This window comes from Pseudomonas sp. Sample_20, assembly GCF_004307585.1.
Taxonomy (GTDB): Bacteria; Pseudomonadota; Gammaproteobacteria; order Pseudomonadales; family Pseudomonadaceae; genus Aquipseudomonas; species Aquipseudomonas atacamensis.
Map to the genome: position 1 here is coordinate 1 of NZ_RCOA01000141.1, position 11,985 is coordinate 11,985.

The window sequence follows — 11,985 nt, forward strand, 5'->3', positions numbered from 1 at the left end:
GGTGGGGGCATGGGCTCAGCGGCGGCTTCTGAAGCGGAACGGGGATCTTACAGATTTGTGGTGAGCTCTGTGGGAGCGAGCCTGCTCGCGAAAGCGGTTGATCAGGCACATTGATGTTGAATGTGCTGCCGTCTTCGCGAGCAGGCTCGCTCCCACAAGTGATAAGAGTTGCTTCAGGCCACTTCGGCTTCTATGGCATAAGCCCGTTCCAGCAGCACGGTAAAGCGGTTGAACGCATCCAGTGCACCTTGCTCAACTTCCGCCTCTTCCTCTGCCGTGAACGGCAACGCATCGAGGGTGCGCACAAAGCTTTTCCAGCCCTCGGCGCGGCCACCTTGCGGTTCAGCCAGATGCCGGGCACCGAAGCTTTCGCTCAGTTCCAGCGCCACCGCGCGCTTGATCAGGAACGCCGCGCCGAGCTTGGAACCCTCGGAAACAAAGATCCAGCCCAGCGCCCGCGCCTTGCTCGGGTTTTTAAGCGCGCCGGCCACCGGCGCCGGGACTTCGGTGTCGAGGTCGGCGAGGTCAGCCTTGGCCGCTTGGGCGCGGCAACGGGCCGGCAGATCCGGGACGATCGCGGTCAGTTCGGCATCGTTGTACAGCTCGACCAGTTCCGCCTGGAACAGGTATTGCGCGACGACGAAACGGGCGAAGCTGGCGCGGGTTTCGAATGGTGCGTGGGCTTTGACCAGCGCATCGAGTTTGCTGTGCGGCTCATGGGTGATCTGGTTCAGGCGTTGCGAACGCAGGGATTTTTCCGGGGCAGTCATGGGGTGTCCTTGATAAATGAGGCGCTTGATAACAAGACGTACGGGCGGACGCCGGACAGTAAAAAAACCTCACTGCGCGGCGCGAACACGCGCAGTGAGGCCGGGCGGATCAGATGTCCCAGATCAGGTTGATCGCGAAGTTGCGTCCCGGTTGGGTCAGCCGATCGAGGTTGGCCGGTTGCGTCACCGAGGCTTCGCCGACGCTGTCGTAACCGCGCACGTCATCCCATAGCCAGTATTTCTTGTCGGTCAGGTTGTAGACGCCGCCGCTGACGGTGACGTCGTCGGTCACCTTGTAATAGCCGGCCAGATCGAGAATGCCGAAGCCCGGGGTTTTGAACTGACTGCTGACGCCGTCCGGCGATTTGAAATTGCTGTCGTCGACGCGGTCCTTTTTCCTCACCACGGTCCAGCTCAGCAGACCGCCATAGGTGTCCTGGTCGTAACCAAGACCGAACACGCCGGTGAGCGGGTTGACGCTGTTGATCGGCTCGCCGCTGTCGTTGTTGCGACCGTAGGCGTAGGCGATCGAGCCTTGGGTATACAGGCCTTGCGGCGCGCCGAACGCATCCAGGTTCAAGCGACCTTTGACTTCCGCACCCTTGATGGTGGCGCGCTTGATGTTGTTGCTCTGGAAGGTCAACTGATCGTCGCCCGGCTTGACCGCGTCCTCGTTGATGAAGTCGCGGTACTTGTTATAAAACACCGCGACGTCGAACGAACCCTGCTCGAAATTCCCGCGCAGGCCGGTTTCGAAACCTTTGCTCTTTTCCGGCTCGAGGTCGGAGTTGGGCGCCACGGTGTAGCCGGTCGTGTTGTTCTCGAAACGCCCGTACAGCGCTTTCGCCGTCGGGGTGCGGAAGCCTTCGGCATATTGCCCGTACCAGGTGTAGTGTTCCGTCAGCGCATAGGTCAGGCCGAATTTCGGCGAGACTTTGTGCCAGGTCTTGTTCTTGTCGCTGACCGTGCCCTGGCCGTCGGCGTTCACGGTGTTGAGGAATTCCTCGGTAATGTGCGGCTTGAGCCGGGTGTAGTCGTAGCGCAGGCCCGGCAGGAAGGTCCAGTCGTTCCAGCTGATCTGATCCTGGGCGAACAGGCTGTAGGTGTTGATGGTCGGATCGGGGAAATCAGAGGCCTTGGCCAGCACGTCCGCCGCACTGGTCGCGCCAATCGCCGTGCAGCCGCGACCGACGGCCACGCAGGTGCCGTCGCCGCTGCGTGAACCGGTGACTTTCTGCTGTTTGATCGTGGTGCCGTAAGTCAGCAGGTGATCGGTGTCACCGATGGCGAAAGCCTTGTCCAGTTGCGCGTCGAACACCCACTGTTTTTCTTCGTAGATCGTGTCTCGGGTACGCAGCACTTTACGAGTGATCGGGTAGTACAACTCCTCGGTGCTCTGGTCGGTCTTGGCGATCTGGTGATTGAGGCTCCACTTGACGTTATCGACCAGCAGGCTGTCGAGGGCGAACGAGTGTTCGATACCGAAACGCTCGCGGGTGATGGTGTCGTTGCCGGTGCGCCACTGGTACATGCCGCCGGGCAGGACGCTGCTCGGAATGGTCGGCGCGCCGTTGAAGTACGGGCCGCCGTAGGCACTTTTCTGATCGGTGTCGCGATCGTCCTTGTACTTTTCGTAAGTCAGGCCCAGGCGCGAATCGTCGTTGTAGTTCCAGCCGAGCTTGGCCAGGACGTTGGTTGCGCGCACGTCTTCCGGGTTGGCGGCGGTGCGCGCAAGGCCGGTGCCGTTGTTGCCGCCGAAGGACTCGGTTTCGTGTCCGTCGCGCTGGCTGTAATGCAACAGACCGTCGAACTCACCGCTGCGGCCAGCGACGGTGGCGGATTTTAGCCAGCTGTCGTCGGCGGAGCTGTAACCGCTTTTCAGGCGCGCGCCGACGTCCTTGCCCGGTTTGATGATGTCGTCGGCGTCCAGCGTGTAGTAACTGACCGCGCCACCAATGGCGTTGCTGCCGTACAGCACCGAGGCCGGGCCACGGAGGATCTCCACGCGTTTGACGATTTCCGGGTCGACGTAGTTGCGCTGGCTCTTGGCATACGGGCCGTTGAAGAAACCGTTAGGGATCTCCACGCCATCGACTTGAGTCAGAATGCGGTCGCCGTCGATACCGCGAATGTTGTAGCCACTGATGCCGCCGCGCTGACCGGCACCGCCAACGGAAACGCCCGGTTCGTAGCGCACCAGATCCTTGATGGTGTTGACGTTGTTGCGGTCAAGCGCTTGGCGATCATGCACGCTGACCGTCGAGGGCACGCTGTTGACCGACTGTTCCTGGCGAGTGGCGCTGATGGTCACCTGATCGAGATTGAGCGTGCCGCTGCTGTTGCGTTTTTCCAGCACGACATTGTTGTTGCTAAGTTTGCGGAAGCTCAGGTTGGTCCCCACCAACAGGCGCTCGAGGGCTTTCTCCGGCGGCAGCGAACCGCGCACGCCCGGCGACGACACGTTCTGCCCCAACTCGGCCGGCAAACCGACCTGCCAACCGGTCACGGCGGTAAAGGCATTCAATGCCGAAACCAGTGGTTGCTGGCCGATGGCGAACGCGTAATCGCCCATGTTGCGCGTCGGTTGCTCGGCGGCCGCCAGCAGCGGTGCGGTGCCAGCCATGAGGATGGCCGCAGTCAGCAGCGACAGTACGCGGGAAGGGGAAGCAGTCTGGCGGGTAAGGCGTGAGGACATCGATAGCGCTCCGTGTCGCACGAATCTTTATAGGTGCTGATCGGCATGGTTAGATGCGAATCAATTGCATTGGCTATAACGAGACGTACTGCCATTGGCTATCGAGTAAAAATAATTCTCATTCAGTTCAGAATCACCAGCGCAGGGAATTCCTGCAGGCGCGCCGAGGTGATGTGGGCGAGGGAGCGGACCACGTCGAGCGGCTGGTCGAGACGGTAATTGCCGGTGACGGCGACGTCGGCCAGTTGCTCGTTGTTGTTGATGATCCAGCCCGGATAGTAGCGGCGCAGCTCGGCCAGCACCTGATTCAGCGGGCAGTTCTCGAACACCAGACGGCCTTCAACCCAGGCCAGATCGGCATTGGCGTCGAGCTTGGCCGGGCGATCAAATCCGTTGGGGCCGATGCGAATGCTTTCCCCGGCGCGCAGGCGCACCCGGGCATCGTTGTGGGTGGCGCGCAGATCGACATCGCCACGTTGCACATTCACTTGCGCGACCCCGTCGAGGTAGCGCACGGCGAATGCGGTGTCGTGGACGCTGGCCGTAACCGGACCTGCGTCGATCTCCAGCGGCTGATTGCGCCCGCTGGCGATCTCGAAAAACGCCTCGCCCTGAAACAGCCGGGCCACGCGCTGTTGATCGTTGATGGTGCTGGAAAACGCCGAGTTGGTATTGAGCAGGACCTTCGAGCCGTCCTCCAGTTGCAGCCGCTGACGCTCGCCAACCACGGTGAGGTGATCCGCTTGAATGCGCATCGGCAGGTTGCTGAAACTGAACAGCCCGAGGATCAGCACCGCAGCGGTAGCCAGCGGTTTCCAGTGCGGGCGCAAGCGTTTGAGAAAAGTGATTTTTACCGGTTTTGCTGCCAGAGCCTCGGCGCACAGTGCGACTTGCGGGCCGTCCCAGATCGCCTGGGCCTTGGCGAACGCCTCGGCATTCAACGGATCAGCCGCCAGCCAGGCATGAAATTGCCGGGTCTGTTCCTCATCCGGGCTGCCGAGCACGATGAGCCAGTCCAGCGCCTGGTCCATTGCAGCTGCAGCGTCCCGCGCCGAATCGGGCGAAGGCGGGCGGTGGGTGTCCGTCACGGTGGTTCCTCAGGGCTTCTGGCGAAGCAGTTTCTAGCTTCAAGCTGCAAGCTGCAAGCCGGATGCAATACTGCTTTTTGTTTTTACTTGTAGCTTGCAGCTCAAAACTTGCCGCTGCCGTTATGCCGTTCGGCAACGCCGATGCAGATCGACATGATCAGTTTCAGTTCCTTCTGCACGGTGCTCAGCGAAACATCAAGTTCATCAGCGATTTCCTGATAGCTGTGCCCGTGCAAACGGCTGAGGATGAAGATCTGTTGCTGGCGCGGGCTGAGTTGGCTGAGGCTCACGTTCAAACGCTCCAGCAATTGTTCGGCATGGGCGGCGTCTTCGGCGCTGCTGGCCGGCGCGGCGATGCTCTGCACGACATCTTGCGGCACGTCGTCGACCATGGTCCGCGCATGAATCTTGCGCGCACGCAAATGGTCCAGCGCCAGATTGCGCGCGGTCTGGAAGACAAAGGGTTCAAGGTGATCGATGGCCCGTTCGCTCAACGCCCGGGTCACGCGCAGGTAGGTCTCCTGCAACAGGTCTTCAGCGGTGCTGTGATTGTTGACCATCCGTTCCAGCGTGCGCAGCAGGGAAGTGCGCTGGGCGAGGAAGACGTGGTTGAAGCGCGATTGACTCACGGGAGGACCTGATCCATTTCGAGCGAATGATAATGCTTATCATCCAGCTGAATGGTCAAGTGCTGATTTAAAATTGAAATCGGATCTTCTGTGGGAGCGAGCCTGCTCGCGAAGGCGTCGTGTCAGTCAATTCCATATCGACTGACAGAAAGCTTTCGCGAGCAAGCTCGCTCCCACAGGGTTTGGGGCCGGCCGGGATTATTCGGCGTTACACAACGCCAGGCAGTTATCCAGCATGCGGTTGGAGAAGCCCCATTCGTTGTCGTACCAGGCCAGCACTTTCAGCAACTTGCCGCTGACTTTGGTGTGGTTGGCGTCGAAGATTGACGACAGCGGGTTGTGGTTGAAGTCGCTGGAAACCAGCGGCAAGGTGTTGTAACCGAGAATCTTCGAATGCTGGCTCGCCGCTTTCAGCAGGGCGTTGACTTCGTCGGCACTGGCTTCTTTCTTCAGTTGCACGGTGAGGTCGACCAGCGACACGTTGATCACCGGTACGCGCACAGCCATGCCGGTCAGTTTGCCCGCCAGTTCCGGCAGCACCAGGCCTACCGCTTCGGCTGCGCCGGTCTTGCTCGGGATCATGTTTTGCGTGGCCGAGCGGGCACGGTACGGGTCGCTGTGATAGACGTCGGTGAGGTTCTGGTCGTTGGTGTAGGCGTGGATGGTGGTCATCAGGCCGCTTTCGATGCCCAGCTCGCGATGCAGCACCTGCGCCACTGGCGCGAGGCAGTTGGTGGTGCACGAAGCGTTGGAAATGATCTGGTGCGACTGACGCAGAATGTCGTGGTTGACGCCGTAAACCACAGTGGCGTCGGCGCCTTTGGCCGGGGCCGAGATGATCACCTTGCGGGCGCCGGCGCTGATATGCGCGGCGGCTTTGGCACGGTCGGTGAACAGACCGGTGCATTCGAACACTACGTCGATTTTTTCTGCGGCCCACGGCAGGTCGGCCGGGTTGCGAATGGCGCTGACTGCGATGCGGTCGCCATTGACCGTCAGGCTTTCGTTATCGTGCGCCACTTCGGCGTCGAAAGTGCCGTGGACGGTGTCGTATTTGAGCAGATGGGCATTGATCGAACTGTCACCCAGATCGTTGATCGCGACGATCTGCAGGTCTTGACGATAGCCTTGGGTATACAGTGCGCGCAGGACATTACGGCCGATGCGGCCAAAACCATTGATTGCGATTCGAAGAGTCATGGAACAGCGCCGCCGTCGTTTTGTTGTTGGAATTACAAGATTATTCGCATAAAAATAGAAAACAAGCCTTTTTAATGGCAATATTTTGTTTTATCTACAACGAGTGACCTGAATCAACTGGTCCGAATGGTCAAAAAAGCCGTCTGTCATTCCAACAACAACGGCGTTTGATCAGCATAGACAATCAGGTCGCCACATCCGTTAGCCTGGAGTTCTACACATGCATCCCCGCGTTCTTGAGGTCACCGAACGGCTTATCGCCCGCAGCCGCGCCACGCGTCAGGCTTACCTTGCACTGATTCGCGGCGCCGCCACCGACGGCCCGATGCGCGGCAAGCTGCAATGCGCCAACTTCGCCCACGGCGTGGCCGGGTGCGGCAGCGAAGACAAGCACAGCCTGCGGATGATGAACTCGGCGAACATCGCCATTGTGTCTTCGTATAACGACATGCTTTCGGCGCACCAGCCGTACGAAGTTTTCCCGCAACAGATCAAGAACGCCCTGCGCGAGATCGGCTCGGTCGGCCAGTTCGCCGGCGGCACTCCGGCCATGTGCGATGGCGTGACCCAGGGTGAGCCGGGCATGGAGCTCAGCCTGCCGAGCCGCGAAGTGATCGCCATGTCGACCGCCGTGGCGCTGTCGCACAACATGTTTGACGGCGCGCTGATGCTCGGCATCTGCGACAAGATCGTTCCGGGCCTGATGATGGGTTCGCTGCGTTTCGGTCATCTGCCGACCATTTTCGTACCGGGCGGGCCGATGGTGTCGGGGATTTCCAACAAGGAAAAAGCCGACGTCCGCCAGAAGTACGCCGAAGGCAAGGCGACCCGCGAAGAGCTGCTGGAATCGGAGATGAAGTCCTACCACAGCCCGGGCACCTGCACTTTCTACGGCACCGCCAACACCAACCAGTTGCTGATGGAAGTCATGGGCCTGCACTTGCCGGGCGCGTCTTTCGTCAACCCGAACACGCCGCTGCGCGACGCGCTGACCCGCGAAGCCGCGCATCAGGTCACGCGCCTGACCAAGCAGAACGGCAACTTCATGCCGATCGGCGAAATCGTCGACGAAAAGGCGCTGGTCAACTCCATCGTTGCCCTGCACGCCACCGGCGGCTCGACCAACCACACTCTGCACATGCCGGCCATCGCCATGGCCGCTGGCATTCAACTGACCTGGCAGGACATGGCCGACCTCTCCGAAGTCGTGCCGACCCTGAGCCACGTCTATCCGAACGGCAAAGCCGACATCAACCACTTTCAGGCAGCGGGCGGCATGTCGTTCCTGATTCGCGAACTGCTCGGCGCCGGCCTGCTGCACGAAGACGTCAACACCGTGCTCGGCCATGGCCTGAGCCAGTACACCAAGGAGCCGTTCCTCGATAACGGTGAGCTGGTCTGGCGCGAAGGCCCGACCGACAGCCTCGACGAAAACATTCTGCGTCCGGTGTCCCGTGCGTTCTCGCAGGAGGGCGGCTTGCGGGTGATGGAAGGCAACCTCGGTCGCGGCGTGATGAAGGTTTCCGCCGTTGCGCTGGAGAACCAGATCGTCGAAGCACCGGCGATGGTGTTCCAGGATCAACAAGACCTGGCGGACGCATTCAAGGCCGGTCTGCTGGAGAAGGATTTTGTCGCCGTGATGCGCTTCCAGGGCCCGCGTTCCAACGGCATGCCCGAGCTGCACAAGATGACGCCGTTCCTCGGCGTATTGCAGGATCGCGGCTTCAAAGTGGCGCTGGTGACTGACGGGCGCATGTCCGGCGCGTCGGGGAAAATCCCCGCAGCGATTCACGTCAGCCCGGAAGCTTATGTCGGAGGCGCTTTGGCGCGCGTGCAAGAGGGCGATATCATCCGCGTCGATGGCGTCAAAGGCACCTTGGAACTGAAGGTCGACGCCGCCGAATTTGCAGCGCGCGAACCTGCCAAGGGCCTGTTGGGCAACAACATTGGCAGCGGCCGCGAGCTGTTTGGCTTCATGCGCATGGCCTTCAGCTCGGCGGAGCAGGGCGCCAGCGCCTTCACTTCTGCCCTGGAGACGCTTAATTGAAACTGGCTTTGGTCGGTGACATCGGAGGCACCAACGCGCGGTTCGCGTTGTGGCAAAACCAGCAACTGCAATCGGTTCAGGTGCTGGCCACGGCCGACTTTGCCAGCCCGGAAGAGGCAATCGCCTTGTACCTGAGCGGGCTCGGGCTGGCGCTGGGTTCGATCGGCTCGGTATGCCTGTCGGTGGCAGGTCCGGTGAGCGGCGATGAATTCAAATTCACCAACAATCACTGGCGGCTCAGCCGCAGCGCGTTCTGCAAGACCTTGCAGGTCGAGCAGTTGTTGCTGACCAACGACTTCTCGGCGATGGCGCTGGGCATGACCCGCTTGCAGCCCGGCGAATTCCGCGTGGTTTGCGAAGGCACGCCGGAGCCGTTGCGCCCGGCGGTGGTGATCGGCCCCGGCACTGGCCTGGGTGTCGGCACCTTGCTTGATCTCGGCGAAGGGCGCTTTGCCGCGTTGCCGGGCGAGGGTGGTCACGTCGACCTGCCGCTGAGCAGCCCGCGCGAGACGCAACTCTGGCAACACATCTACAACGAGATCGGCCATGTCAGCGCGGAAACCGCGTTGAGCGGCGGCGGCCTGCCGCGGCTGTACCGGGCGATCTGCGCGGTGGATGGCCATGAGCCAAAGCTGGAGACGCCGGAAGCGATCACCGCCGCCGGCCTGGCCGGTGACCCGATTGCCCTGGAAGTGCTCGAGCAATTCTGCTGCTGGCTCGGCCGCGTTGCCGGCAACAACGTGCTCACCACCGGCGCGCGCGGTGGCGTGTTCATCGTTGGCGGGGTGATTCCACGCTTCGCCGATTTCTTCCTCGCCAGCGGCTTCGCCCGCTGCTTCGCCGACAAGGGCTGCATGAGCGATTACTTCAAAGGCATCCCGGTCTGGCTGGTGACCGCGCCGTACTCCGGCCTCGTTGGCGCCGGTGTGGCGCTGGATCAAGCAACACCTGCATAGAGATCGTTCCCACGCTTCGCGTGGGAATGCCTCAAGGGACGCTCCGCGTCCAGTGACGCGGAGCGTCACGGGCTGCATTCCCACGCAGAGCATGGGAACGATCAACAGGCGACAAATTTTCCAGGTTCATCAGGCATAATCCGCCCCAACTCCAACAACAAGGATGCCTTCGAAGTGAGCTCAGTCAACAAGTCGATATTGTTGGTCGATGACGACCAGGAAATACGCGAGTTGCTGGAAACCTACCTGACCCGCGCCGGGTTCCAGGTGCGGGCAACCGCCGATGGTGCCGGTTTTCGTCAGGCGCTCAACGAGGCGCCCAGCGATCTGGTGATCCTCGATGTCATGCTGCCCGACGAAGACGGTTTCAGCCTGTGCCGCTGGGTGCGCCAGCATCCGCGTCAGGCGCAGGTGCCGATCATCATGCTGACCGCCAGTTCCGACGAAGCCGACCGGGTGATCGGTCTGGAACTCGGCGCCGACGACTACCTCGGCAAACCGTTCAGCCCGCGCGAACTGCAAGCGCGGATCAAGGCCCTGCTGCGTCGCGCACAATTCGCCCACGAACGCAGCGGCAGCGAAGTGCTGGTCTTCGACGACTGGCGCCTGGACACGGTCAGTCATCGGCTGTTCCACACCGACGGCGAGGAAGTGATTCTTTCCGGCGCCGATTTCGCCCTGCTGAAACTGTTCCTCGATCATCCGCAGCAAATCCTCGACCGCGACACCATCGGCAACGCCACCCGTGGCCGCGATCTGATGCCGCTCGATCGCATCGTCGACATGGCCGTCAGTCGTTTGCGCCAACGCCTGCGCGACACCGAAAAACCGCCACGGCTGATCCGCACCGTACGTGGCAGCGGTTATCAGTTGGCAGCCAATGTGGTTGCCGGCAATGCTCACTGAGGCGCTGGGCAAATTCGCCAGTCGCATACCGGTGCCGCGCTCACTGCTCGGGCGGATGCTGCTGCTGACTCTGCTGGCGGTGCTGTTCGCGCAGACGCTGTCGAGCGTGATCTGGGTATCGCAGTTGCGCGCCACCCAGCTCGAAGGCCTGGTCACCAGTGCCCGCAGCCTGGCGCATTCGATGACCGCCAGCGTCAGCTATTTCCGTTCCCTGCCGGTGGCCTACCGACCGCTGGTGCTCGATCAGTTGCGCAGCATGGGCGGCACCCGGTTTGTCGTGACGCTCAATGACAAACCGCTGGGCATGGACGTGCTGCCGGTGACGCCCCGCAAGGCTGCGGTGATGCAAGCGGTGGACGAAGTGCTGCGCCAGTCTCTGGGCCATGACACGGATATTTCCGTGACCTTCGTCAGCCCCGAAGACCTGCGGATTTTCAACGCAGGGTTGAAACTTGATGAATTGCCGCGCTCCTGGGCGCATTACGCGCTGACCCTGGAGCCGGTGAATCCGCCGGTGCTGGTCACGCAGATTCAAATGGCCCCAGGCGAATGGCTGTACATCGCCTCGTTGCTGCCGGAGCCGTACACCAGTCTCGAAGAGCAAGGCCTGCCGGCGCAGCAGGTGTGGTTTATCGTCCTCACCAGCGGCTTTTTGCTGTTGTTCATCGGCCTGCTGGTGCACTGGCAGAGCCGGCCGCTCAAGCGTCTGGCGCGGGCGGCGCGGGACCTGTCGCTGGGCGCCGATGTCGAGCCAGTGGCGGAGGGCGGTGGCAGTGAAGTGGTCGAAGTTGGCCGCGCGTTCAACACCATGCGCGAACGCATCAGCCGCTACCTGACCGAACGCAGCCAGTTGTTCAGCGCGATTTCCCACGACCTGCGCACGCCAATCACCCGCCTGCGCTTGCGCGTCGAACTACTCGAAGACGAACAGCTGCAAGCCAAGTTCGGCCGCGATCTGGATGAGCTGGAGCTGCTGGTCAAAGGCGCGTTGCAATGCGTGAAAGACACCGACATCCACGAGAACATCGAGCCGGTGGATCTCAATCATGTCCTCGATTGCCTGGTCGAGCCGTATCTGGCGCCGAACGGCAATGGCCGCGTCACTCAGCATGGCCGCGCGCTGTCGGCGTATCCGGGCAAACCACTGGCGCTCAAGCGCTGCATCGGCAACCTGATCGACAACGCCTTGAAGTACGGGCAGAACGCGCATCTGCACATCGATGACGATGACAGCGCCTTTGTTCTGCATGTCGATGATGAAGGGCCGGGTGTGCCGCAGCAGCGGCTGGAGCAAGTGTTCGAGCCGCACTTTCGTTTGGCCGGACAGCAGCAGGGCTACGGACTCGGTCTGGGCATTGCGCGCAACATTGCCCATAGCCATGGCGGCGAGGTGACGTTGCAGAACCTGCGTGAGGGTGGGTTGCGGGTGACGTTGCAGTTGCCTCGGTCTGTGGATTAACCCCGAAAAGCCCCTCACCCTAGCCCTCTCCCAGAGGGAGAGGGGACCGATTGGGGGATGCTGCTGAGCTGCGCTGACCTGTAAATGCGGTGGTGAATCCATAATCGCCAATATTTTTCAGGTCGACGGAGGACGCAAGACACCTCGGTCGGCCCCCTCTCCCTCCGGGAGAGGGTTGGGGTGAGGGTGCTTTTGCTCTTCTCTTTTGTCACGAGCCAGTGACAAACCCCGCCCC

General features: G+C 61.5%; 9 protein-coding genes. 4 read left to right on the top strand and 5 right to left on the bottom strand.

The window, feature by feature from the left end:
* Window positions 1-173 precede the first annotated feature (173 nt).
* The 5 genes from D8U70_RS27545 to gap all read right to left on the bottom strand — a co-directional run bounded on the left by D8U70_RS27545 (window position 174) and on the right by gap (window position 6,382).
* Window positions 174-770: a biliverdin-producing heme oxygenase gene (locus D8U70_RS27545; RefSeq protein ID WP_130930203.1), complete on the bottom strand. Its 597-nt coding sequence runs from the start codon at window positions 768-770 to the stop codon at window positions 174-176.
* 109 nt (window positions 771-879) lie between these two features.
* Entirely contained in the window at window positions 880-3,465 is a 2,586-nt protein-coding gene (locus tag D8U70_RS27550) for a TonB-dependent receptor (RefSeq protein WP_130930204.1), read from the bottom strand.
* A gap of 122 nt (window positions 3,466-3,587) precedes the next feature.
* Window positions 3,588-4,553, bottom strand: coding sequence for a FecR domain-containing protein (locus D8U70_RS27555; RefSeq protein ID WP_073472027.1), 966 nt, complete (start codon window positions 4,551-4,553; stop codon window positions 3,588-3,590).
* A 101-nt stretch (window positions 4,554-4,654) separates the two neighbouring features.
* Window positions 4,655-5,182, bottom strand: a complete 528-nt coding sequence (locus D8U70_RS27560) for a sigma-70 family RNA polymerase sigma factor (RefSeq protein WP_016773525.1) — start codon at window positions 5,180-5,182, stop codon at window positions 4,655-4,657.
* 198 nt (window positions 5,183-5,380) lie between these two features.
* Window positions 5,381-6,382 (bottom strand): type I glyceraldehyde-3-phosphate dehydrogenase, encoded by a 1,002-nt coding sequence (gap, locus tag D8U70_RS27565; protein ID WP_016773526.1) that lies wholly within the window; start codon window positions 6,380-6,382, stop codon window positions 5,381-5,383.
* Between the two features lie 220 nt (window positions 6,383-6,602).
* Here gap and edd point away from each other — a divergent pair, with 220 nt between their 5' ends.
* The 4 genes from edd (at window position 6,603) to D8U70_RS27585 (ending at window position 11,750) form a co-directional block, all read left to right on the top strand.
* Window positions 6,603-8,429 (top strand): phosphogluconate dehydratase, encoded by a 1,827-nt coding sequence (edd, locus tag D8U70_RS27570; RefSeq protein ID WP_071173347.1) that lies wholly within the window; start codon window positions 6,603-6,605, stop codon window positions 8,427-8,429.
* Window positions 8,426-9,385, top strand: a complete 960-nt coding sequence (locus D8U70_RS27575; RefSeq protein ID WP_073472029.1) for a glucokinase — start codon at window positions 8,426-8,428, stop codon at window positions 9,383-9,385. The genes edd and D8U70_RS27575 overlap by 4 nt, the downstream gene beginning before the upstream one ends.
* Window positions 9,386-9,559: 174 nt before the next feature.
* Window positions 9,560-10,291, top strand: coding sequence for a response regulator transcription factor (locus D8U70_RS27580; RefSeq protein WP_016773529.1), 732 nt, complete (start codon window positions 9,560-9,562; stop codon window positions 10,289-10,291).
* Complete coding sequence (locus D8U70_RS27585) at window positions 10,281-11,750, top strand: ATP-binding protein (protein ID WP_071173345.1); 1,470 nt, start codon at window positions 10,281-10,283, stop codon at window positions 11,748-11,750. The genes D8U70_RS27580 and D8U70_RS27585 overlap by 11 nt, the downstream gene beginning before the upstream one ends.
* Window positions 11,751-11,985: the final 235 nt, after the last annotated feature.

Bases quoted from the DNA above. Each gene is read 5' to 3' on its own strand.
- D8U70_RS27545 (WP_130930203.1), bottom strand. From the start codon at position 770: ATGACTGCCCCGGAAAAATCCCTGCGTTCGCAACGCCTGAACCAGATC.
- D8U70_RS27550 (WP_130930204.1), bottom strand. From the start codon at position 3,465: ATGTCCTCACGCCTTACCCGCCAGACTGCTTCCCCTTCCCGCGTACTG.
- gap (WP_016773526.1), bottom strand. From the start codon at position 6,382: ATGACTCTTCGAATCGCAATCAATGGTTTTGGCCGCATCGGCCGTAAT.
- edd (WP_071173347.1), top strand. From the start codon at position 6,603: ATGCATCCCCGCGTTCTTGAGGTCACCGAACGGCTTATCGCCCGCAGC.
- D8U70_RS27585 (WP_071173345.1), top strand. From the start codon at position 10,281: ATGCTCACTGAGGCGCTGGGCAAATTCGCCAGTCGCATACCGGTGCCG.